Annotated in this window: 19 protein-coding genes and 2 pseudogenes; 14 read left to right on the top strand and 7 right to left on the bottom strand. The window is 62.3% G+C overall.

Annotated features, from left to right (window positions below):
- Nucleotides 1-19 precede the first annotated feature (19 nt).
- The 3 genes from ACYG9V_RS24740 (at nucleotide 20) to ACYG9V_RS24730 (ending at nucleotide 3,039) form a co-directional block, all read left to right on the top strand.
- Nucleotides 20-2,236, top strand: coding sequence for a dipeptide ABC transporter ATP-binding protein (locus ACYG9V_RS24740; RefSeq protein WP_023668190.1), 2,217 nt, complete (start codon nucleotides 20-22; stop codon nucleotides 2,234-2,236).
- 141 nt (nucleotides 2,237-2,377) lie between these two features.
- Nucleotides 2,378-2,605: a hypothetical protein gene (locus tag ACYG9V_RS24735; protein WP_023668191.1), complete on the top strand. Its 228-nt coding sequence runs from the start codon at nucleotides 2,378-2,380 to the stop codon at nucleotides 2,603-2,605.
- Entirely contained in the window at nucleotides 2,602-3,039 is a 438-nt protein-coding gene (locus ACYG9V_RS24730; protein ID WP_352741258.1) for a TA system VapC family ribonuclease toxin, read from the top strand. The genes ACYG9V_RS24735 and ACYG9V_RS24730 overlap by 4 nt, the downstream gene beginning before the upstream one ends.
- A gap of 56 nt (nucleotides 3,040-3,095) precedes the next feature.
- Here the strand turns inward: ACYG9V_RS24730 and ACYG9V_RS24725 are convergent, their stop codons facing one another.
- Entirely contained in the window at nucleotides 3,096-3,686 is a 591-nt protein-coding gene (locus tag ACYG9V_RS24725; protein ID WP_352741259.1) for a transglycosylase SLT domain-containing protein, read from the bottom strand.
- Between the two features lie 216 nt (nucleotides 3,687-3,902).
- Here ACYG9V_RS24725 and ACYG9V_RS24720 point away from each other — a divergent pair, with 216 nt between their 5' ends.
- The gene (locus ACYG9V_RS24720) at nucleotides 3,903-5,441 is read left to right on the top strand and encodes a trimethylamine methyltransferase family protein (RefSeq protein WP_352765043.1); all 1,539 of its coding nucleotides are present in this window, start codon (nucleotides 3,903-3,905) and stop codon (nucleotides 5,439-5,441) included.
- 78 nt (nucleotides 5,442-5,519) lie between these two features.
- A complete protein-coding gene (locus tag ACYG9V_RS24715; RefSeq protein WP_352765044.1) occupies nucleotides 5,520-7,961 on the top strand; it encodes a GcvT family protein in 2,442 nt (813 codons plus the stop codon).
- A 113-nt stretch (nucleotides 7,962-8,074) separates the two neighbouring features.
- Here the strand turns inward: ACYG9V_RS24715 and ACYG9V_RS24710 are convergent, their stop codons facing one another.
- The gene (locus ACYG9V_RS24710; RefSeq protein WP_023707718.1) at nucleotides 8,075-8,467 is read right to left on the bottom strand and encodes a DoxX family protein; all 393 of its coding nucleotides are present in this window, start codon (nucleotides 8,465-8,467) and stop codon (nucleotides 8,075-8,077) included.
- Nucleotides 8,468-8,673: 206 nt separating this feature from the next.
- On the opposite strand from ACYG9V_RS24710, the gene ACYG9V_RS24705 reads away from it, so the two are divergent.
- The gene (locus tag ACYG9V_RS24705; RefSeq protein WP_352765045.1) at nucleotides 8,674-9,162 is read left to right on the top strand and encodes a hypothetical protein; all 489 of its coding nucleotides are present in this window, start codon (nucleotides 8,674-8,676) and stop codon (nucleotides 9,160-9,162) included.
- 74 nt (nucleotides 9,163-9,236) lie between these two features.
- Here ACYG9V_RS24705 and ACYG9V_RS24700 read toward each other — a convergent pair whose 3' ends face one another.
- Nucleotides 9,237-10,013 (bottom strand): VOC family protein, encoded by a 777-nt coding sequence (locus tag ACYG9V_RS24700; RefSeq protein ID WP_352765047.1) that lies wholly within the window; start codon nucleotides 10,011-10,013, stop codon nucleotides 9,237-9,239.
- A 195-nt stretch (nucleotides 10,014-10,208) separates the two neighbouring features.
- Here ACYG9V_RS24700 and ACYG9V_RS24695 point away from each other — a divergent pair, with 195 nt between their 5' ends.
- Entirely contained in the window at nucleotides 10,209-10,901 is a 693-nt protein-coding gene (locus ACYG9V_RS24695) for a gamma-glutamylcyclotransferase (protein ID WP_352765048.1), read from the top strand.
- Between the two features lie 117 nt (nucleotides 10,902-11,018).
- Here ACYG9V_RS24695 and ACYG9V_RS24690 read toward each other — a convergent pair whose 3' ends face one another.
- Nucleotides 11,019-11,600 carry a helix-turn-helix domain-containing protein gene (locus ACYG9V_RS24690; RefSeq protein ID WP_023821798.1) on the bottom strand — a complete coding sequence of 194 codons (582 nt, stop codon included), beginning with the start codon at nucleotides 11,598-11,600 and terminating at the stop codon, nucleotides 11,019-11,021.
- A 233-nt stretch (nucleotides 11,601-11,833) separates the two neighbouring features.
- Between ACYG9V_RS24690 and ACYG9V_RS24685 the strand changes: the two are divergent.
- The 6 genes and pseudogenes from ACYG9V_RS24685 (at nucleotide 11,834) to ACYG9V_RS24660 (ending at nucleotide 16,934) form a co-directional block, all read left to right on the top strand.
- Nucleotides 11,834-13,188: pseudogene (locus ACYG9V_RS24685) on the top strand (NAD(P)-dependent oxidoreductase).
- A gap of 5 nt (nucleotides 13,189-13,193) precedes the next feature.
- Nucleotides 13,194-14,036 carry a class I SAM-dependent methyltransferase gene (locus ACYG9V_RS24680; protein WP_023690824.1) on the top strand — a complete coding sequence of 281 codons (843 nt, stop codon included), beginning with the start codon at nucleotides 13,194-13,196 and terminating at the stop codon, nucleotides 14,034-14,036.
- A 12-nt stretch (nucleotides 14,037-14,048) separates the two neighbouring features.
- On the top strand, nucleotides 14,049-15,362 hold the full coding sequence (gene preA / locus ACYG9V_RS24675; protein WP_023729383.1) for an NAD-dependent dihydropyrimidine dehydrogenase subunit PreA: 1,314 nt from the start codon (nucleotides 14,049-14,051) through the stop codon (nucleotides 15,360-15,362).
- 109 nt (nucleotides 15,363-15,471) lie between these two features.
- On the top strand, nucleotides 15,472-15,990 hold the full coding sequence (locus tag ACYG9V_RS24670) for an RrF2 family transcriptional regulator (RefSeq protein ID WP_023668205.1): 519 nt from the start codon (nucleotides 15,472-15,474) through the stop codon (nucleotides 15,988-15,990).
- A gap of 31 nt (nucleotides 15,991-16,021) precedes the next feature.
- On the top strand, nucleotides 16,022-16,480 hold the full coding sequence (locus ACYG9V_RS24665; protein WP_023668206.1) for a carboxymuconolactone decarboxylase family protein: 459 nt from the start codon (nucleotides 16,022-16,024) through the stop codon (nucleotides 16,478-16,480).
- A 76-nt stretch (nucleotides 16,481-16,556) separates the two neighbouring features.
- Nucleotides 16,557-16,934: a DoxX family protein gene (locus tag ACYG9V_RS24660; protein WP_023668207.1), complete on the top strand. Its 378-nt coding sequence runs from the start codon at nucleotides 16,557-16,559 to the stop codon at nucleotides 16,932-16,934.
- Nucleotides 16,935-16,936: 2 nt separating this feature from the next.
- Here ACYG9V_RS24660 and ACYG9V_RS24655 read toward each other — a convergent pair whose 3' ends face one another.
- Both ACYG9V_RS24655 and ACYG9V_RS24650 read right to left on the bottom strand, forming a co-directional pair.
- On the bottom strand, nucleotides 16,937-17,659 hold the full coding sequence (locus ACYG9V_RS24655; RefSeq protein WP_023668208.1) for an SDR family oxidoreductase: 723 nt from the start codon (nucleotides 17,657-17,659) through the stop codon (nucleotides 16,937-16,939).
- Nucleotides 17,656-18,495 carry an SDR family oxidoreductase gene (locus tag ACYG9V_RS24650; protein WP_352765049.1) on the bottom strand — a complete coding sequence of 280 codons (840 nt, stop codon included), beginning with the start codon at nucleotides 18,493-18,495 and terminating at the stop codon, nucleotides 17,656-17,658. The genes ACYG9V_RS24655 and ACYG9V_RS24650 overlap by 4 nt, the downstream gene beginning before the upstream one ends.
- 99 nt (nucleotides 18,496-18,594) lie before the next feature.
- Here ACYG9V_RS24650 and ACYG9V_RS24645 point away from each other — a divergent pair.
- Nucleotides 18,595-19,466 (top strand): annotated as a pseudogene (locus tag ACYG9V_RS24645) (helix-turn-helix transcriptional regulator).
- A gap of 10 nt (nucleotides 19,467-19,476) precedes the next feature.
- On the opposite strand, the gene ACYG9V_RS24640 reads toward ACYG9V_RS24645, so the two are convergent.
- On the bottom strand, nucleotides 19,477-20,106 hold the full coding sequence (locus ACYG9V_RS24640) for a TetR family transcriptional regulator C-terminal domain-containing protein (protein ID WP_023697053.1): 630 nt from the start codon (nucleotides 20,104-20,106) through the stop codon (nucleotides 19,477-19,479).
- Nucleotides 20,107-20,300: the final 194 nt, after the last annotated feature.

The raw sequence follows: 20,300 nt of genomic DNA, 5'->3' as shown, positions 1-20,300 counted from the left end.
AATAGGATTGGAGCGACCCATGAATGAGGCAGTTCGAAATCCCGGCAACCCGACCCTTGGGCCAAGCGCTGCGCCGATCATCGAGATCGAGAACCTGTCGATCTCCTTCTTCACCCGCAAGGGCGAGATCCCTGCCGTCATGGACTTTTCCTGCACGGTGATGCCGGGCGAAGCCATGGGCATCGTCGGCGAGTCCGGCTGCGGCAAGTCGACCGTGTCGCTCGGCATCATGCGCGACCTCTCCAACATCGGAAAGATCGTCGGCGGCAAGATCAAGTTCCAGGGCAAGGACATGGGCGAGCTGTCCGACGAGGAGTTGCGCTCCATCCGCGGCAACAAGATCGCCATGATCTACCAGGAGCCGATGGCGAGCCTCAATCCGGCGATGAAGGTCGGCCAGCAATTGATGGAAGTGCCGCTGATCCACGACAAGGTGTCGAAGGAAGAGGCTTACAAAAGGGCGCTCGAAATGGTGCGCTCGGTGAGATTGCCCGATCCCGAACGCATGATGCGTTCCTATCCGCACCAGCTGTCCGGCGGCCAGCAGCAGCGCATCGTCATTGCCATGGCGCTGCTGTCGAAGCCGGCGCTGCTTCTGCTCGATGAACCGACGACGGCGCTCGACGTGACGGTGGAGGCCGGCATCGTCGAACTGGTCAAGGGGCTGGGCGAGAAGTTCGGCACGTCGATGATCTTCGTGTCGCACAATCTGGGCCTCATCCTCGAGACCTGCGACCGCATCACGGTGATGTATTCGGGCGAAGCGGTCGAGACCGGCAAGATCAAGGACGTGTTCGACCGGATGCGCCATCCCTATACGCAAGGGCTGTTCCGCTCGATTCCGCTGCCGGGCGCCGACAAGAATTCGCGGCCGCTGATCTCTATCCCCGGCCAGTTGCCGCTGCCGCATGAGCGGCCCAAGGGCTGCAATTTCGGCCCGCGCTGCCACCATTTCGTCGAGGGCGTCTGCAATGCCGCCGAAATCCCGATGATCGAGGTCGCCGGTCACGAAGGGCATTTCTCGCGCTGCGTGCGCTTCAACGAGATCGACTGGGAAGCGCTGCCTCCCGGCGCCAAGAAGGTCAATGAGAAGGTCGTGCCCGGCGCGCCGGTGCTCAAGATCGAGGATTTGAGAAAATACTACAAGGTCGGCGGCAGCGAAGTGTTCGGCTCCAGCGAAGGCCGCGTCGTCAAGGCCAATGAGACGATCTCGTTTATGGCCCGCGAATCCGAGACCGTCGCCATCGTCGGCGAGTCCGGCTGCGGAAAGTCGACACTGGCCAAGGTCCTGCTCGGGCTGGAGACGGCAAGTGCCGGCACAGTGACGCTGGGCAACAAGGAGATCCAGTCGACCGGCATCGAGAAGCGCAGCGTCGAAACGGTGTCGTCGATCCAGATGGTGTTCCAGAACCCGTTCGATACGCTCAATCCCAGCCACTCCGTCGGCTCGCAGATCATCCGCACGCTGGAAAAATTCAAAGTCGGCAACAATGTCGCGGAGCGGCGCAAGCGCATGCTGGAGCTGCTTGACCTGGTGAAGCTGCCGCGGGCCTTCGAGACGCGCAAGCCGCGTCAGCTCTCAGGCGGCCAGAAGCAGCGCATCGGCGTGGCGCGTGCCTTTGCCGGCGATGCCAAGGTGGTGGTGGCCGACGAGCCGGTGTCGGCACTCGACGTCTCGGTGCAGGCGGCGGTGACCGAGCTGCTGATGGACATCCAGCGCAAGAACAAGACGACGATGCTGTTCATCAGTCACGATCTGTCCGTCGTGCGCTACATCGCCGACCGGGTCGTCGTCATGTATCTCGGCTACATCGTCGAGCAGGGTACGACCGACCAGATCTTCGCGCCGCCCTACCACCCCTACACCGAGGCGCTTCTGTCGGCGATCCCGATCGCCGACACCAGCGTGGTCAAACGGCACATCGTGCTCGAAGGCGATATCCCGTCGGCGATGAACCCGCCGAGCGGCTGCCCGTTCCAGACGCGCTGCGGCTACAAGAGGCTGGTGCCGGACAATCTGTGCGAGACCAAGGTGCCGCCGGTGAAGCATCTCGGCGATGGCCATATGAGCCTGTGCTGGCTGTCGGACGATGTGCTGGCGACGATGGAGCCGGTGATCAAGTTCGACAGGGAACACGCAGCGCATGAGGGCGTGCCAGAAGACGCACCGGATGGGATCGGCCCCGGTTTCGCCGGCGAACCGCCGAAGCGCCCGCATGGCAAGAAGCCGAGCTGACCAGCCATAGGGCAATGCCGCTCGTTGGCGCATTGCCGCAGCGTCGCCATAGCTCAAGGAACGACAGCTACGTTCGCTTGAATATTGCTGTCCATTGCTTTATGTGATGCGTGATGTTTGATGCGCGGTAGGGAGCATGTTGTGAGAACCACACTTGCAATCGATGACGATGTCCTACTTGCGGCCAAGGCCATGGCGCGACAGCAGGACCGCAGCGTTGGCGACGTCATTTCCGATCTGGCTCGCCGCTCACTGCGCAGGCCCCCGACCGGCGGTGAACGCAACGGCATCCCCTTGCTTGCATCGCGGCCCGACGGCCCGATGGTCGATCTCGAAATGGTCAATGCGCTTCGCGACGAATTGCCGTGACCTTCCTGCTCGACGTCAATGTGTTGATTGCGTTGATCGATCCGGCTCACGTCGCGCATGAAGATGGCCATCGGTGGTTCCAATCCACCGGGCATTTATCATGGGCAACATGTCCCATTACCGAGAATGGCGTCATCAGGATTGTAAGCAACCCGAAATACCCCAATTCTCCGGGTTCGCCCGCCGTGGTGGCGCAGATTGTCGGCAAGCTGCATGCCCTTTCAGGACATCAGTTCTGGCCTGACGAGATCAGCCTTGTCGGTTCCAACGACATCGATGCAGCCAGGATCCTCACCCCGGCACAGGTAACGGATAGCTATCTGTTGGGACTCGCCAAGGCGCGTGACGGCCAATTGGCGACGTTTGACCGAAAGCTGTCGACGGCAGCGGTAAAGGGAGGGAGGTCGATCCTCCACCTGATCCCAAGCGAATGAATGGCTGAGTTCTGCTTCGATCGCGAACTGCGTGGCTGCAAGACCGCTTGGCAACGTCAGCTGCCGCATTGCTGCAGCTGTTCGGCATAGTCGCGGGCCATCTTTTCGGTCGCCCTGGCATAGCCCTGCACGCCGGCATCGCCACGGTTGCCGCGGCCGTAGGCGGTCCAGCCGAGATAGTAGGCGAGATAGAGATTGTAGGTGTCGTTGCGGGCGACGCCGAACGTGTCTGATGTCTTGGAATGATACCAGCCGACGAAATCGACGGCATCGGCAAACTTGGTCCGCCTCGCCGCCCAACTGCCGGTTTCGCTCTGATATTGCGACCAGGTGCCGTCGAGCGCCTGCGAGAAACCGGTGGCTGACGAGACATGTTTCCACGGAATGAAGCCGAGTAGTTTGGTACGCGGCGGCCTGGCATTGCTCTTGAAGCCGGATTCCTTGCGCACCGTCGCCATCAGCACGGGGACGGGGACCCCGTATTTCTGCGAGGCGCGCTCGGCGGCCGACTGCCAGTTGTCGAACCAGCCGTCGTTCTGGTCGAAGACGGCGCAGACATCGTTGATATGGTTGGGCGGCGTCGCGCAGGCCGCCAAAGCCAGCAGCACGCCAATCGCTACAATTTTACTCAAACTCGAACTACGCATGGAAGACGGATAGGCTGAAATCATAAAGGGAATCTTTCGGCGTTTGTTAACGGCTTGCCGGCCTGGCTGCGCTCAGTGGGCCTGTATCATTATTCCGACCTTTCGCGTCGCCTTTATCTCCGTCAGAATTCAAAAATGCCGCCTTGGCTAAAATCACGTCCGCGAAGGGCGGATTTCTGACAGCGATGTCCGGATGCCGGCGCTCTGATGCCAGGCATGAATGAACCAAGACGCAAGCGCGGCGCGGAGCGAACCAGCAACCGGGGGCCTGCCGCCATCCCGCAACTTCCACTGCGGCGGGTGACCAATCCCTATCCGCCGATTGCGATGCTGTCGGCCGACCAGATCGAAGCCATCCATCAGGCATCGATGCATATTCTGGAAAACTTCGGCATCGAGGTGATGTCTCCGCGGGCGTTGTCGCTGTTCGAGAAGGCGGGCGCAAAGGTCGACCATGCGACCGCGAATGTCCGCATCGACCGTGGCCTTGTGGCCGAGGCGCTGAAGACCACGCAGTCCAGCTATCGACTGACGCCGCGCAATCGCGCCAACACCATTCATCTCGGCGGCAACACGATCAATTTCACCCTCGTCGCCGGGCCGCCCAATGTGCACGACATGGAGCGCGGCCGGCGCGCCGGAAACTTGCACGACTATGCCGATCTGACCCGGCTGGCTCAGCATTTCAACTGCATCCACATGCTCGGCAACCAGGTCTGCGCGCCGGTGGAACTGCCGGCGAACACCAGGCACATGGATACCTATTTCACCAATCTGACGCTGACCGACAAATCCTTCCATGTCTCGGCGATCGGACGAGGCCGGGCGCTGGACGGCATCGAGATGATGGCAATCGCGCGCGGGCTGACGCTGGACGAGATGCGCGATGATCCCGGCATCGCCACCATCATCTCGGTCAACTCGCCGCGGCGTTTCGACGAGATGATGGCCGAAGGGCTGATGACCATGGCTGAGTTCGGCCAGTCGGTGGCGGTGACGCCGTTCACGCTGATGGGCGCGATGAGCCCGGTGACGCTCGCCGGCGCCCTGGCGCAGCAGAATGCCGAGGCGCTGTTCGGCGTGGTGCTGACGCAACTGGTGCGCCCCGGCGCGCCGGTGATGTACGGCGCCTTCACCTCCAACGTCGACATGAAGTCGGGCGCGCCGGCCTTCGGAACGCCGGAGAACACCAAGGCCAACATCGCCTCGGGGCAATTGGCGCGGCGCTATTCTCTGCCCTACCGCACGACGCCGGGGTCGGCATCGAATGCGGCGGACGCGCAAGGCGCCTACGAGACGCTGATGGCGCTGTGGGGCGCTGTGCTTGGCCACGGCAACCTCGTCTATCATGCCGCCGGCTGGCAGGAAGGCGGGCTGACGGCATCGTTCGAAAAGCTCATCATCGATGTCGAGATGATCCAGCACATGATGGAATTCCTGCGCCCGATCGTCGTCGATGAGGCGGAGCTTGCTGTCGAGGCGCTGGGCGCGGTGCCGACCGGCGGCCATTTCTTCGGCGAACCGCACACGCTGGAACGCTATGCCACCGCCTTCTACCAGCCGATGCTGTCCAACTGGCAGAATTACGAGGCATGGCAGGAGGCCGGCGGCCTCGATACGACGGCGCGCGCGACCCGGCTGTGGAAGAAGGCGCTGGAAGACTATGTCGAGCCGGTGATGGATATCGCCGTGCGCGAGGCGCTGGAGGCGTATGTGGCCAGGCGCAAGGAAGCGATCGGGCAGGGCGAGCCGTGACTTTTTCAGCGTCGGCGCGCGGCGCTGCCTTTCTGATTCACCTTATCTCCTCAACTCATTGATAATAGAGCAAAACTCATGAAATCGCATGCAAAGGTCGTGGTCATTGGCGGTGGCGTCGTCGGGTGCTCCGTGCTGTTCCATCTGGCGCGTCATGGCTGGACCGATGTCGTGCTTTTGGAGCGCGACGAGCTGACCTCCGGCTCGACCTGGCATGCGGCCGGCGGCATGCACACGATCAATGGCGACCCCAACGTCGCCAAGCTGCAGAAATACACGATCTCGCTCTACAAGGAGATCGAGGAGCTGTCGGGACAGGCGACCGGCGTGCATCTGACCGGCGGCGTACTTCTGGCGGCGACCGAGGCGCGGCTCGACTGGCTGCGCGGCGTCGTCGCCAAGGGGCGTTACCTCGGCATCGACCTTGAGGAAATATCGGCCAATGAAGCGGCCGAGCTGATGCCGCTGCTCGACCCGAAACAATTCGTCGGCGCCGTCCGCAACAAGGAGGACGGCCATCTCGATCCCTCCGGCGTGACGCATGCCTATGCCAAGGCCGCGCGGAAACTGGGCGCCGAGGTCGAGCGCTTCACCAAGGTCGAGGACATTGTGCGCCGGCCCGACGGCATGTGGCGCGTCATCACCAACAAGGGCGAAGTGGTGGCCGAGCATGTCGTCAATGCCGGCGGGTTATGGGCGCGCGAGGTCGGCCGCATGGTCGGGCTGGAGCTGCCGGTGCTGGCAATGGAGCACATGTACCTGATCACCGAGGATATGCCCGAAGTCGCTGCGTGGAACGCCAAGATCGGCACCGAGATCATCCATGCCGTCGATTTCGATGGTGAGCTGTACCTGCGCCAGGAGCGCGGCGGCATGCTGATGGGCACGTATGAGAAGGCCAATAAGGTCTGGTCCGAATTCCAGACGCCGTGGAATTTCGGTCATGAATTGCTGGAGCCGGACATCGACCGTATCGCGCCGTCGCTCGAAGTTGGCTTCAGGCATTTCCCGGCCTTCGAGAGGACCGGCATCAAGCAGATCATCAACGGGCCCTTCACCTTCGCGCCGGACGGCAATCCGCTGGTCGGGCCGGTGCGTGGCCTTCCCGGCTTCTGGGTCGCCTGCGGCGTCATGGCGGGCTTTTCACAAGGCGGCGGCGTCGGCCTGGCGCTGTCCAACTGGATGATCGAGGGCGATCCAGGCGCCGACATCTGGGCCATGGATGTCGCGCGCTACGGCGACTGGGCGACGATGGCCTACACCAACGCCAAGGTGCGCGAGAATTATTCGCGCCGCTTCTCGATCCGCTTCCCCAATGAGGAACTGCCCGCCGGGCGGCAGCTCAAGACGACGTCGATCTACGATTTGCTGTCGGCCAAAGGCGCGCAATGGGGTGTGTCCTATGGGCTGGAAGTGCCGCTCTGGTTTGCGCCCGAGGGTGTCAAGGACGAGTTCTCGTGGCGGCGGTCCAGCGATTTTTCCCATGTCGCCAATGAGGTCGCGACGGTTCGTGAGAGCGTCGGCCTGGCGGAGATTTCGAACTTCGCCAAATACAAGGTGACGGGAGAAGGGGCGGCTGCTTGGCTCGACCGGATCTTTGCCTGCAAGTTGCCGAAGCCCGGCCGCATGACGCTGGCGCCGATGTTGAAGGACGACGGCAAGCTCATCGGCGATTTCACGCTGGCCAATATCGGTGCCACCAATTCCAACGGGACCGAGTGGTTCATCGCCGGCTCCGGTATCGCCGAGCAGTATCATATGCGCTGGTTCGAGGCGCATTTACCTGCGGATAGCTCAGTGCGCATGGAGGCGCTGGGGCAGAAACTGACCGGTCTGGCGATCGCCGGACCCAAGGCGAGGGAGGTGCTGGCGAAGGTCAGCCGCGCGGATGTCGCCAACACCGCATTCCCCTTCATGGCGGTCGCGAAAATGGACATCGGCACGGCGCCATGCCTGGTCGGCCGCGTCAGCTACACCGGCGATCTCGGCTACGAGATCTGGGTGGCGCCGGAATATCAGCGCGCTGCCTTCCAGGCGTTGATGGCGGCAGGCGAGGAATTCGGCCTCGGCCTGTTCGGCTCGCGCGCGCTCAATGCGCTGCGGCTGGAGAAAAACTACGGCTCATGGGCGCGCGAATACCGGCCGATCTACGGGCCGCTGGAGGCCGGGCTCGACCGTTTCGTCGCCTATGGCAAGGATGCCGATTTCGTCGGCAAGGCCGGCGCTCTTGCCGAGCGCAAGCAGGGCGGCAAGCTCAGGCTGCGCACATTTATCCTCGATGCCGACGATGCCGATGTCATCGGCGACGAGCCGATCTGGTACGATGGCGCGGTGCGCGGCTGGGTGACGTCGGGCGGCTATGCGCATCACTCGAAGAAATCCGTCGCCATCGGCTATGTGCCGAAGGAGATCGCAGACAAGAGCGACGGCTTCGAAATCGAACTTTTGGGCAAGCGCCACGCGGCGCGCGTTCAGGCAGCGCCGCTCTTTGACGCGAACTTCGAGCGAATGCGCGCCTGAAGCGCTTCGGCTTCGCCAAGGCGCTTCAGATTCTTGTTTTGTGCAAGTCGCTTTTTGTGCAAGTCGTTATCCCAAAACCGCTGCGCACTTTTGGGCGACATGCATCAGGCGCGTCAGGTGCTGCGGCGGTTGTCGAGCGCGAAGGCGCCGGCGCCGGCAAACACCAGATAGAGGAAGATGAAGCAGAAGGAGATTGCCGCGTCGCCGCTGTTGTTGACCGGGAAGAAGTCGCGCGGGTAGTGCGCCATGAAATAGGCGATGGCCATCTCGCCGGCCAGCAGGAACGCGACCGGGCGGGTGAACAGACCGAGCGCCAGCAGGATGCCACCGGCGAATTCCAGGATGCCTGCCGTCGCCGTCAGGCCGCTAAGAGCGTGAGGCTCGGCGCTGACCGGAAAATTGAACAGTTTCTGCGAGCCATGCTCGAGGAACTGCAGGGCCGTCATGATGCGCAGGACGCCGAGTGCCTGCGGCTGAAATCTGGCGAGACCGTCAAAAAGCTTCATCTAAACTCCATTTTTCCAACCATGTGGCCCGGCCATAAATCATCACCCGGCGCTGGACCATTCACTTCCCATGGCCTGTCATCAACAATCGGTGATGCAATTATTTCCAGTCTGACTTCGAAATCTGCTCTCGTTATGGTTGCATACGTCTCGTTAAAGTTGTATATCTGCGTGTAAGACACTCCAAACCAATCGGGTTCCTAGCCATGAAAAAAGTCGCCGTCAGCCTGTTCGCAATTCTCGCAAGCACCAGTTTCGCCATGGCCGCTGATGCTGGCTGCGATGCCTTCAAATGGCCGGTGACACGCGAGCAGGAACTGTTTCCGGCAGCGCCCGCCGCGCAGTCCGGTGCCTCTCTTGCTTTCGGCGAAGCCGCGGATATGGCGCTGGAGCCGGTCGATGCGGTCAGCTTCATGGTCTCACCGCAACGCGCGCCGGCAGCCGGCACGTTCGGCGCGACGGCAAACGTGGCCGTGCCAACGGAAGGAGAGCTCCAGATCAGCCTGTCCGATGAGGCCTGGGTCGACGTCATTCAGGATGGCCAGGCCGTGAAATCAGCCGGTTTCAGCGGCGTGAAGACCTGCCTCGGCGTCCGCAAGAGCCTGCGCTTCAAGCTGACGCCTGGCGCAGCCACGATCCAGCTCAGCGGCTCCAGGAAAGAGAACCTCAAGGTTGCTGTGCTGGCGCCAGAGTGACCGCCCCGGACGCGCCTCTCATCGCACCGGCGGCGCGATGAGAGCAGTTCCGTGCGGGCGAGCACCGCAGGGTATCAGCGGCCCGGCGCGATCAGCGCGAAATAAGCGCCTTGCGGATCGGTGAACTGGGCAATCCATTGGCCGGTCGGCACCGGCATCGGGCCCATCACGATCTTGCCGCCATTGTCGGTGACGCGTTTGGCGGCTGCGTCGATGGCGTCGACATTGAAATAGAACAGCCAGACCGGCACCGGCAGCTGTTGCGGCTTGTTCATGATGCCGCCGCCGGATTCAGGGCCGGCTGAGAAGGTCTGATAGATGCCCATCTCGCCGACTTCCATGCTACCGGCATCAGTCCAGCCGAACTGGCTTGAGTAGAAATCGAAGGCCTTCTGGCGGTCGGCCGCATAAAGCTCGTGCCAGCCGACATGGCCCGGCGAGGTTGCCGGAAGGACGGGCTGGTCGGGGCCATTGGGCTGCAGGAACATGAAGGCGGCGCCTTGCGGGTCGGCGACGACGGAGAAGCGGCCGACGCCGGGAATGTCGTCGGGTTCGCGGTGAACAGCCCCGCCGGCGGCTTTCAGTGCCTCGGTCGAGGCATCGGTATCGCTGGTGTGGATATAGCCGAACCAGGCCGGCTTCAGACCCGTCCTGGCTGCTTCCTCGGGCAGGGTCATCAGCCCGCCGACGCCACGCTCGGCGGAGTTCACCACGATATAGCGCGGCATGCCGGGCGCCTTGTCGAAGGGCTCGGCGCGCCAGCCGACCACGGTGGTGTAGAACGCTTGCGCCGCATCGAGGTCGCTGGTCATCAACTCGTACCAGAAGAAGGGCATTGGGGATTTCGGCATTTTCGGTCTCCTCACCTTCATGCATAGATCGTCGTCCGATCCATCAAAGGACGTTTTCACCGACGCGAATCCGACAGCGAAGCGGAGAAAGTTCAACGGCTGCGTTGACACATCGTTCCGCACTTCGTCCCGCTCGACGCCTTGCACGTGCAGCGGTTTTCGACTTTCCTTGGGCAAACGAGGGGTTGTCGTTTCATGCGCCTTATGTCGCTCACGCCTGAGCTGGTGTCACTGTGTCATCGCGAAGAGGTCGATCCCGGACCCGACGGCAGCTGGACGCAGCTGAACGACGAGGATTTTCGCACGCTTGCCTTACGGCTCTCCGACGAAGCCGATGCGGGGCCGTTATGGGTGTTCGCCTATGGCTCGCTGATCTGGAAGCCGGCTTTCGAGTCCGTCGAAAGCCAGCGCGCCACCGCGTTTGGCTGGCATCGTTCCTTTTGTCTCGACATGGTGCGCTGGCGCGGCAGCGTCGCGCAGCCGGGGCTGATGATGGCGCTCGAACGCGGCGGCCGATGCGATGGCGTCATCTACCGTCTGCCCGACGGCGACAAGCCGCAGCAGATCGAAAGACTGCTGCGGCGCGAGATCGACGACCATGAGAGTGTCAGCTCGGTTCGGTGGGTTCCCGTGCGCACGGAGCAGGGCCGGATACGGGCGCTCGGCTTCTGGGTCGGGGTGACGGGCAGGGGAACGTCGCTTGGGCAGCCGCTGGACCTTGTGGCGCGGGTGTTGGCGCGGGCCTGCGGCCATGTCGGCTCGGGCGCGGAGTATCTCTACAACACCGTCAGCCACCTCGAGGAATTCGGCATCCGCGACCGCAATCTGTGGCTGCTGCAGCAACTGGTTGCCGAAGAGATCAGGTCGATCCATGGCGGCGCAGGTTAAAGATTTCGGACCGAATACGATTGGCCATTTCGGAGAGACGCTACGGGCTCATTGAGTGCGATGGTTATAAGACACAAAGGCCCGACCTTTTTTGATCGGACCTTCGAGTATTCGAGTTTAAGCAGCCAAAGACTTCGGCAAGTCACGCATTCTGGTATAGTTTGCGTGAACAATCGGGCCGAGGCCGGTCTCTACCGAAATCTGCCCGCGATCATTGCGAATGTTGAGCTGAGCCTTGACGGGGAGAACCCATTCGAAGGGATTGCTGATCCCGCCGACGACACTCCTAGCGTTAGGCGGCATCCGTACCTTGACGTCGACGTCAACCATCTCCGCAGACGCCGTGTTGGGGGTGCAAACACCATCGTATTGGCCGCCGCCGGTATCGAAGCCATATACAAGCCCGTTATCGAAGGTGAGGGTGGCGTAGCCGTCACCAGCAGTGCCGACGAAGTGGATGAGATACATTCCGTTACGCATATTAATTGCTCCTTTTTGAAGTTGATAGATTTCGAATTCCCGGATCGAGAGAGGCAGCCTCATAAAAAGGGCGACGAATGCCTCTACCGGACCCGGGATGCTTCTATTTTCTGACAGCCACTGAGCTACTGCGCCGACGGTTACGCCCACCAGGCGAGCGAATTCAGCTTGGCTGATGCGCAGTTCGGCAATGGCTTCTTTCAGTTCCGATCCAGTCATTGAGTATCCTTGATTAATCTATGTTGAGTATACTAACATACTCAATGTGAAGACGCAACAGAGGCGCTAGCCCCTTCTGTGACGGATGGTGAAAGGCGACACTGGGTAATAATATGACTAAAAAGATCATGTTATTATCCAGCCTTTTCAGTGGCTTGCGGCGAAAATTGACCAATTGATAAAAAAATAAAACGTGCTAGCCTTCCCCAAAACGAAAACATGGGGAACTGACGATGCCAGAAGGCCAGTTCAAGGACGGCATTGCCGGCGGCCGGCTTGCCGCCGACCAGTACGCCGAGAATTTTTCCGACCTGCATCCGCCGCTCGATCACCACGAAGCGCTGGTCGAATCCGACCGCTGCTATTTCTGCTACGATGCGCCGTGCATGAACGCGTGCCCGACCTCGATCGACATTCCGCTGTTCATCCGCCAGATATCGACCGGCAACCCGATCGGTTCGGCCAAGACGATTTTCGACCAGAACATATTGGGTGGCATGTGCGCCCGCGTCTGCCCGACCGAGACGCTTTGCGAAGAGGTCTGCGTGCGCGAGGTGGCGGAAGGCAAGCCGGTGCAGATCGGCCGCCTGCAGCGCTACGCCACCGACGTCGCAATGGCCGAGCACAAGCAGTTTTATCCGCGCGCTGAATCGACCGGCAAGTCGGTCGCCGTCGTGGGCGCCGGACCGGCCGGTCTTGCCGCCGCCCACCGGCTCGCTCGCCACGGCCACGACGTCACCATTCTGGAAGCCCGCCCGAAGGCCGGCGGCCTCAATGAATATGGCATCGCCGCCTACAAGAGCATCGACAATTTCGCCCAGGCCGAGGTCGACTATGTCACTGGGATCGGCGGCATCGATATCCATAACGGCAAGGCGCTCGGTCGCGACTACCAGCTGTCGGACCTGATCCTCAATTATGATGCCGTCTTCCTCGGCATGGGGCTTGGCGGCGTCAATGCGCTGCGCGCCGATGGCGAGGACGCCGATGGCGTTGTCAATGCGGTCGAGTTCATCGCCGAGCTACGCCAGGCCAGCGATCTCGCGAGCCTGCCGGTCGGCCGGCGCGTCGTCGTCATCGGCGGCGGCATGACGGCGATCGATGCCGCGGTGCAGTCGAAGCTGCTCGGCGCCGAGAGGTGACGATCTGCTACCGGCGCGGCCAGGAGCACATGAACGCCTCCGAGTTCGAGCAGGATCTGGCCGCCGCCAACGGCGTCACCATCCGCCACTGGCTGCAGCCGAAGCGGGTCATTGTCGAAGGTGGCAAAGTGTCGGGCATCGAACTCGAATACACCGCGATGAACGGCGACAGGCTTGCCGGCACGGGCGAGCGGCTGACGCTGGCCGCCGACCAGGTGTTCAAGGCAATCGGCCAGAGCTTCGTGCCGGCGGCACTCAATGGTAGCGGTGCTGCGATCGAACTCGAAGCCGGCCGCATCAAGGTCGACGCGGAAGGGCGCACCTCGCTCGCCAATGTCTGGGCCGGCGGCGACTGCATTTTTGGCGGCGACGATTTGACGGTTTCGGCCGTGGCGCAAGGCCGCGATGCGGCGGAGAGCATCAACCGGAGTCTGGCACAGGGATAGAGATCATGGCCTCAGTGGAATCAGGCATCGCGCGTCACTACGACGTCTCGGATCTTGAGCAGCACATTCTTGCCGTGCTCGCCGATACCGGCGTGGAAATTGCCCATCTACGCGCTGGCGATCTCGAAGCGGTCGACGAGTTCCACATTGGCGGTATCGCCGCCACCAGGGAACTCATCGGCCAGATGGGTTTGAAGCCGGGGGCCAGGCTGCTCGACATTGGTTCCGGCGTGGGTGGTCCAGCCCGCTTCGCCGCCAACAATGCCGGCGCCGATGTCACCGGCATCGATCTGACGCAAAGCTATGTCGACATCGCGACCAGCCTGTCGAAGCGGGTGGGAATGGCCGACAAAGTCCGGTTCGTGCAGGGCAGCGCGCTGGACATGCCGTTCAGCAACAAAAGCTTTGATACGGCCATGATCCTGCATGTCGGCATGAATCTTCCCGACAAGAAAAAGCTGATGAGCGAGGCGGCGCGTGTGCTCAAGCCGGGCGGCGTCTTTGCCGTCTACGATGTGATGCGGCTCAAGGCAGGTGCACTGACCTATCCGCTGCCATGGGCATCCGACGAGAGCATGTCCTTCGTTGCCACGCCCGACGACTATCGTTCGGCTGCCGCCGCCGCGGGGTTCTCTGTAACCGCCGAGCGCCCCCGTGGCGCCTTCGCCATCGAATTTTTCGACACGATACGGGCGCGCATGGCTGCGGCGCAGGCGGAAGGAAAAAAGCCGCCGCCTGGCGTTAATCTTATCATGGGCGAGAACGCCGGCACCAAGATCGCCAATCTCACCCCCGCGCTTAAAGGCGGCATTCTCGCACCCGTGGAAATGCTCCTTCGTCTCGGTTGAAAGGGACCTGTCATGGCAGACATCCGCAACAATTTCGTCGGCATCAAATCGCCCAATCCGTTCTGGCTGGCTTCGGCGCCGCCGACCGACAAGGCCTACAACGTCATCCGCGCCTTCAAGGCGGGCTGGGGCGGCGTCGTGTGGAAGACGCTGGGCGAAGAAGGTCCGCCGGTGGTCAACGTCAACGGCCCGCGTTATGGCGCGATCTGGGGGGCGGACCGGCGCCTGCTCGGCCTCAACAATATCGAGCTGATCACCGACCGCGATTTGCAGGTCAATCTGCGCGAGATCAAGCAGGTCAAGAAGGACTGGCCCGACCGCGCCATCGTCGTCTCACTGATGGTGCCATGCGTCGAGGAAAGCTGGAAGGCGATCCTGCCGGTGGTCGAGGAGACCGAAGCCGACGGCATCGAGCTCAATTTCGGCTGCCCGCACGGCATGTCGGAACGCGGCATGGGCGCGGCTGTCGGCCAGGTGCCGGAATACATCGAAATGGTGGTGCGCTGGTGCAAGGCCAACACCCGCATGCCTGTCATCACCAAGCTGACGCCGAATATCACCGATGTGCGCAAGCCGGCGCGCGCCGCACTCTCCGGCGGAACCGACGCGGTGTCGCTGATAAACACCATCAACTCGATCACCGGCGTCGACCTCGACAGTTTCGCGCCGCAGCCGACCATCGACGGCAAGGGCTCGCATGGCGGCTATTGCGGCCCGGCGGTGAAGCCGATCGCCATGAACATGGTGGCCGAGATCGCCCGCGATCCGGAAACGCGCGGCCTGCCGATCTCCGGCATTGGCGGCATCACCACCTGGCGCGATGCGGCTGAATTCATGGCGCTCGGCGCCGGCAATGTGCAGGTGTGCACGGCGGCGATGACATACGGCTTCAAGATCGTGCAGGAGATGATCGCCGGTCTCGAAAACTGGATGGACGAGAAAGGCCACGCCTCGCTCAACGACATTGTCGGCCGCGCCACGCCCAACGTCACCGACTGGCAGTATCTCAACCTCAATTACATCGCCAAGGCGCATATCGACCAGGACGCCTGCATCAAATGCGGCCGCTGCCACATCGCCTGCGAGGACACTTCGCACCAGGCAATCACCAACATGGTCGACGGCGTCAGGCATTTCGAGGTGATCGAGGCCGAATGCGTCGGCTGCAATCTGTGCGTCAATGTCTGCCCGGTCGAGAACTGCATCACCATGGAGCCGCTGGCCGCCGGCGTCATGGACCAGCGCACCGGCAAGCCGGTGTCGCCGATCTATGCCAACTGGACGACGCACCCGAACAACCCGATGGCCAAGGTGGCCGCAGAGTAGGGAACGGGTCGAAGAAAAAAGCGGCGCTTTCGAGCGCCGTTTTTCATTTTACTATTGCAGATAAAATCTATCTAGGATAAAAGATATCCATGAATAGGAGCGCAACATCGTGAAACTGGGCGAGGGTGTAGAAGCGGCCATCCATTGCGCGGCCACACTGGCCAGCGTGGAGGGCAACAGCACGATACCGGGTGCTGCTTTGGCAGAGTCCTTCGGCCTGTCGCCGAGCTATCTGCTGAAACATCTGAACCAGCTGACTGCTGCGCGCATCCTGGAATCGGTGCCGGGACCGGCGGGCGGCTACCGGCTGGCGCGTCCGGCCGAGCGCATCACGCTGCTCGATATCGTGCTTGCGGTCGAGGGTCGCGAGCCGGCCTTCCGCTGCGGCGAGATCCGCCAGCGCGGCCCGGTCAAGATCGATGCTTCGGCCTATGTGAAGCCGTGCGGCATCAATGCCGCGATGCTGAAAGCCGAGCGTGCCTATCGCGCGGCTCTCGCGGAAACCCGGTTGTCCGACATCGTGGCTGACTACAAGGCCGAAGGCGATCCGCGATCGTTTGCCGCCAGCTGTGCCTTTGTGGCGCGCCATCAGCGGCCGCAGAAACCCGCTTCGACCAAACAGATTTAATCCCCCGCAAACAGATGTGAAAGGAAAGACGATGAAACAGAGACTGCAATTCTTCGCCAAGGCGCCTGAGATCATGAAAGCCGTGTCGGCGCTCAACAAGGCGGTCGACGAATGCGGGCTTGAAGTGAGCCTGCTGCATTTGATCAAGCTCCGCGCCTCGCAGATCAATGGCTGCTCCTACTGCGTCGAGATGCATAGCCGCGAGGCGAGGCGCGATGGCGAAACCGAGACACGGCTCTATCTGGTTTCGGCCTGGAAGGAATCGCCGCTGTTTTCCGAGCGCGAACGCGCGGCGCTTGCTTGGACCGAGGCAACGACCCTGATCGCCAACAATGGCGTTTCGGACGAACTCTATGCCCGCACGCTAGAGCACTTCTCGGAAGAGGAACTGGTCAAGCTGTCGGTCGCGATCGGCATGATCAACACCTGGAACCGGCTCTGCATCCCGTTCCACGCCATTCACCCGATGCCGGCTGCCAAAGCAGCCTGACCGTCCGGTTAGTCATGGAGCGCCGTGGAAAGGGCGGCGCTCCACCTGTTTCATGCTTAAGTACGGGGAAGATTTCATGCCTGTCGATTTGCCTTCGACCTTTTTGTTTCTCGGCCGCCTGTTGCTCGGCGGCGCCTTCGTTTGCGCCGGCCTGCGCAATGTTCAGAACGAGACCTTCCTGACAGGGCTGATGACCGCGCGCGGCGTGCCGCAGGCGAGATTGGCGTTGTGGGCCGGCATCGTCCTGCAGACCATTGCCGGCGCGCTGTTGATGGCCGGCCTGTGGACTGCGACCGCCTGCGCCGTGCTGCTGCTGTTTCTCATCGTCGCCACGCCGATGTTCCACAATTTCTGGGACCATCAGGGCCCGGACCGGGCGTCGCGCATCAACGGTTTCGTCGGCAACGTCGCACTGGCCGGAGGCCTTCTCACGCTGATCGCGCAGTCGCTGTAAGGTCACGCCGCGTAGCGCAGGCCGCCGTCGCAGGTCAGCACCTGGCCGGTCATGAAGCCGTTGGAGACTAGAAAGGCGATTGCGCCGGCGACGTCTTCGGCGCGGCCGATCCTGCCCACCGGGGTTTTGCCGGCATATTCGCTGAACACCGCCTGCCGCTGGTCTTCGGCCAGGAAATCCCACCACGGCGTGTCGATGACGCCGGGCGCCACGACATTGACGCGCAGCGGCTTCAGTTCGACCGCCAGGATCGGCACCACCGTCAACAGCATGCCGTTGACGGCGGCAATGCCAGCCACGCCGGGCGCCGACAATTGTGCCGACACCGCCGAGATGAAAGTGACCGATCCCGATCTGTTGAGCGTCGGCAAGGCTGCCTGCAAACAGGACAGCTGCGGCCGGACTTTCTCGTCGACGCCGCCGGCGATGTCTGAGAGATCGAGGGTTTCGAACGGCCCAAGTCCCTTGCCGCCGCTGGCAGCCAGCACGAGGTGATCGAACGGTCCGAGTTCCCCAAAGAAATGGCGGACTTCATCCGGCTTCGAAGCATCGAAGGCAGCTTTTTCGGCGGCGCCGCCGAGGCTCTTCCAGGCGCTGGTGAGCTTGTCCTGGCTTCGTCCGGTGATGGTCACCTTCATGCCTGGGCCCAGCAGTTTTCGCGCCGTTGCGAGGCCGATGCCGGATGAGCCGCCGATGACGACCGTGTGTTCGATCTTGCCGGTCATGAATGCTGTTCCTTCGATTTTGCGGAGACTTGGCCGACGAAGTCGAGGCTCAGGGTTCGCAATTGCTGTCTGGCCTTGGCGTCATAGGCTTGTGCTTCGGCGCGGGATTCCTTTAGGCCATCGAAATAGAGGCCACTGCGGCCCTCCAGGGCGGGCGATGTCGCGACGTTGAGAATGGCGTCGGCGCCGGTCTCGACCGAGCTCCATGGCGTCACGCCGGCTTGGCGGACCATGGTGGTGTTCATGTAGCTCGCCGGATGCAGAGCGTTGACGGTGACGCCGCTGCCTTTCAACTCTCCGGCCAGGTCGATGGTGAACAGGATCTGCGCCAGCTTGCTCTGGCAATAGGCGCGCACGCCGTCATAGGAACGTGTCAGCATGACATCGCCGAAATCGATCGCCTGCTGGCCGGCCGAAGCGACGTTGATGATGCGCGCCGGCGAACTCGCCTTGAGCAGCGGCAGCAGTTCCGAGGTCAGCAGGAAACCGGCGAGATAGTTGACCGCAAAGCGCAGTTCGAAGCCGTCGGCGCTGAGCTGTCGCTTGGCGCCGGCCGTGCCGATGCCGGCATTGTTGATGAGGATGTCGAGCCGGTCGGTTTTTGCGCGTACGGCCTCGGCAAGGCGGCGGACCTCGGCTAGCGAGGCGAGGTTGGCGGCGAGGAACTCGGCCTTGCCGCCGGCGGATTCGATTTCTGCGACGGTTGCCTTGCCGCGAGCCGCGTCACGGCCATGCACCAGCACGCGCGCGCCGCCGGCGCCCAGCCTTTGCGCGACGACACGGCCGACGCCGTCGGTCGAACCGGTGATGAGGATTGTCTTGTCTTTCAGATCCATATTCAGAGCCTCCATCTCTCTGGATGGAAGATGGGGCGCCTGACCCAGCCCAAACAGTTCAAACTTTATCCTGGTATCAATACTGCTATAATAGCTCTCATGGATGCCCCCACGCACTCCGCTGAAGACAGCCGCCGGCGCGAGCTTGGCGCCTTCCTGCGCTCGCGCCGCGAAAGATTGACGCCGTCCGCCACCGGCATCGCGACCGGCCTGCGGAGACGCACGCCAGGCTTGCGTCGCGAGGAAGTGGCGATGATCGCCGGCGTCGGCACCACCTGGTACACATGGCTAGAGCAGGGGCGCGAGGTCAGACCCTCGGTGGAGGTGCTAGCGGCGCTCAGCGAAGCGCTGCGCCTCGACGCCGTTGAAAGGCGGCATCTGTTCATCCTGGCAGCCGCCAGCAACCGGAGAACCGCGTGGCTGCGCCGGAAAAGGTCGATGGCCCGCTGATGCATATGCTGGAGAGCCTGGTGCTGCAGCCGGCCTATGTCGTCGGGCGGCGCTGGGATGTGCTGGCCTGGAATCCGGCGGCGGTAGCGGTGTTCGGTGATTATGGCCTGCTAGAGGGCGACGCCCGCAACATCGTCCACATGGTGTTCACCAATCCGCATCACCGGCGCCTGCTGGTTGACTGGGAGCAATTGGCGCGCACCGTGCTGGCCTCGTTCCGGGCGGAAAGCGCCCGCTATGTGGGCGATGCGGATTTCGAGCGGCTGATCGTGCTTATGACGCGCTCAAGTCCGGAGTTTCGCGACTGGTGGCCGCAACGCGACGTGGCACGCCGATTGTCGGGGGTGAAACATGTCCGACATCCGAGCGCCGGCGCCATGACGTTCGAGCATATGAGCCTGTCGATCGACGACGGCTCGGACATGAAGCTGATCGTCTACACGCCGCTGGCCGAACAGAATTCGATCGAGAAGCTGCAGAATTTGCTTGAGGCGATGCCGGCGGAGCGCCGCAGCGCCTGACGCCCAAAGGTCAGCCCTTCGGCTTCAGCCCATCAATGAACAACTGCTCCAGAAACCGCGCCGCATCCTCGAAGCGGCCGTCGCCGCCGCGATCGGCGCCGAGCACGGCACGGACCTGGACATCGAAATCGGCATAGTGCTGCGTCGTCGCCCAGATCGAAAAGATCAGGTGCCAGGGATCGGTGCGGGCGATTTTTCCCGCGCGCATCCAGCCCTTGATGACGTTGGCCTTCTCGTCGACCAGTGTCTTCAGTTCACCCGCCAGCAGCGGCATGATGCGTGGCGCGCCTTGCAGGATCTCGTTGGCGAACAGCCGGCTCTCCCTGGGAAAATCACGCGCCATTTCGAGCTTGCGCCTGATGTAGCTCCTGAGCTCGGTCAGGGGATCGCCGATATCGTCGAGTTCGCGCAGCGGCGCCAGCCAGGTCGCCAGCAGCCGCTCCATCAGTGTCTCGTGAATGTCTTCCTTGCGGCGGAAATAATAGAGCAGGTTCGGCTTCGACATCCCGGCGGCCTCGGCGATCTGGTCGATGGTCGAACCGCGAAAGCCGTTGGCGGAGAAGACTTCGAGGGCTGCCTCCAGGATCAGTTCGCGCTTTTCCTGCTGGATGCGGGTGCGGCGAGGGGCTGAGCCTTCCATGGCGCCGCTCACCCCTGCAAGCCTTGGCCGAGCGGGTCATCTGGACCAATTCTCTGGACCAGTTTTTCTCTTACCCGTGGAGCGCACTTCGGAGGCCGCATTTCCGCTAGTAATCCCTTGACCGCCGACAGGGCGGTGCTAACGTTTGTCCAATCGGTCAAAAATTTGCGTAGCATGAAAACGCAGCAAAGACC

The organism is Mesorhizobium sp. W016 (assembly GCF_054719485.1).
Note: the sequence above shows the minus strand (reverse complement) of the source record. Positions and strands in the feature narration are given on the sequence as shown.

Coding starts and splice junctions, on each gene's coding strand:
- ACYG9V_RS24695 (WP_352765048.1), top strand. CDS start 10,209: ATGCGCCTTATGTCGCTCACGCCTGAGCTGGTGTCACTGTGTCATCGC.
- ACYG9V_RS24700 (WP_352765047.1), bottom strand. CDS start 10,013: ATGCCGAAATCCCCAATGCCCTTCTTCTGGTACGAGTTGATGACCAGC.
- ACYG9V_RS24710 (WP_023707718.1), bottom strand. CDS start 8,467: ATGAAGCTTTTTGACGGTCTCGCCAGATTTCAGCCGCAGGCACTCGGC.
- ACYG9V_RS24715 (WP_352765044.1), top strand. CDS start 5,520: ATGAAATCGCATGCAAAGGTCGTGGTCATTGGCGGTGGCGTCGTCGGG.
- ACYG9V_RS24690 (WP_023821798.1), bottom strand. CDS start 11,600: ATGACTGGATCGGAACTGAAAGAAGCCATTGCCGAACTGCGCATCAGC.
- ACYG9V_RS24740 (WP_023668190.1), top strand. CDS start 20: ATGAATGAGGCAGTTCGAAATCCCGGCAACCCGACCCTTGGGCCAAGC.
- ACYG9V_RS24660 (WP_023668207.1), top strand. CDS start 16,557: ATGCCTGTCGATTTGCCTTCGACCTTTTTGTTTCTCGGCCGCCTGTTG.
- ACYG9V_RS24650 (WP_352765049.1), bottom strand. CDS start 18,495: ATGGATCTGAAAGACAAGACAATCCTCATCACCGGTTCGACCGACGGC.
- ACYG9V_RS24665 (WP_023668206.1), top strand. CDS start 16,022: ATGAAACAGAGACTGCAATTCTTCGCCAAGGCGCCTGAGATCATGAAA.
- ACYG9V_RS24655 (WP_023668208.1), bottom strand. CDS start 17,659: ATGACCGGCAAGATCGAACACACGGTCGTCATCGGCGGCTCATCCGGC.
- preA (WP_023729383.1), top strand. CDS start 14,049: ATGGCAGACATCCGCAACAATTTCGTCGGCATCAAATCGCCCAATCCG.
- ACYG9V_RS24720 (WP_352765043.1), top strand. CDS start 3,903: ATGAATGAACCAAGACGCAAGCGCGGCGCGGAGCGAACCAGCAACCGG.
- ACYG9V_RS24725 (WP_352741259.1), bottom strand. CDS start 3,686: ATGCGTAGTTCGAGTTTGAGTAAAATTGTAGCGATTGGCGTGCTGCTG.
- ACYG9V_RS24705 (WP_352765045.1), top strand. CDS start 8,674: ATGAAAAAAGTCGCCGTCAGCCTGTTCGCAATTCTCGCAAGCACCAGT.
- ACYG9V_RS24640 (WP_023697053.1), bottom strand. CDS start 20,106: ATGGAAGGCTCAGCCCCTCGCCGCACCCGCATCCAGCAGGAAAAGCGC.
- ACYG9V_RS24680 (WP_023690824.1), top strand. CDS start 13,194: ATGGCCTCAGTGGAATCAGGCATCGCGCGTCACTACGACGTCTCGGAT.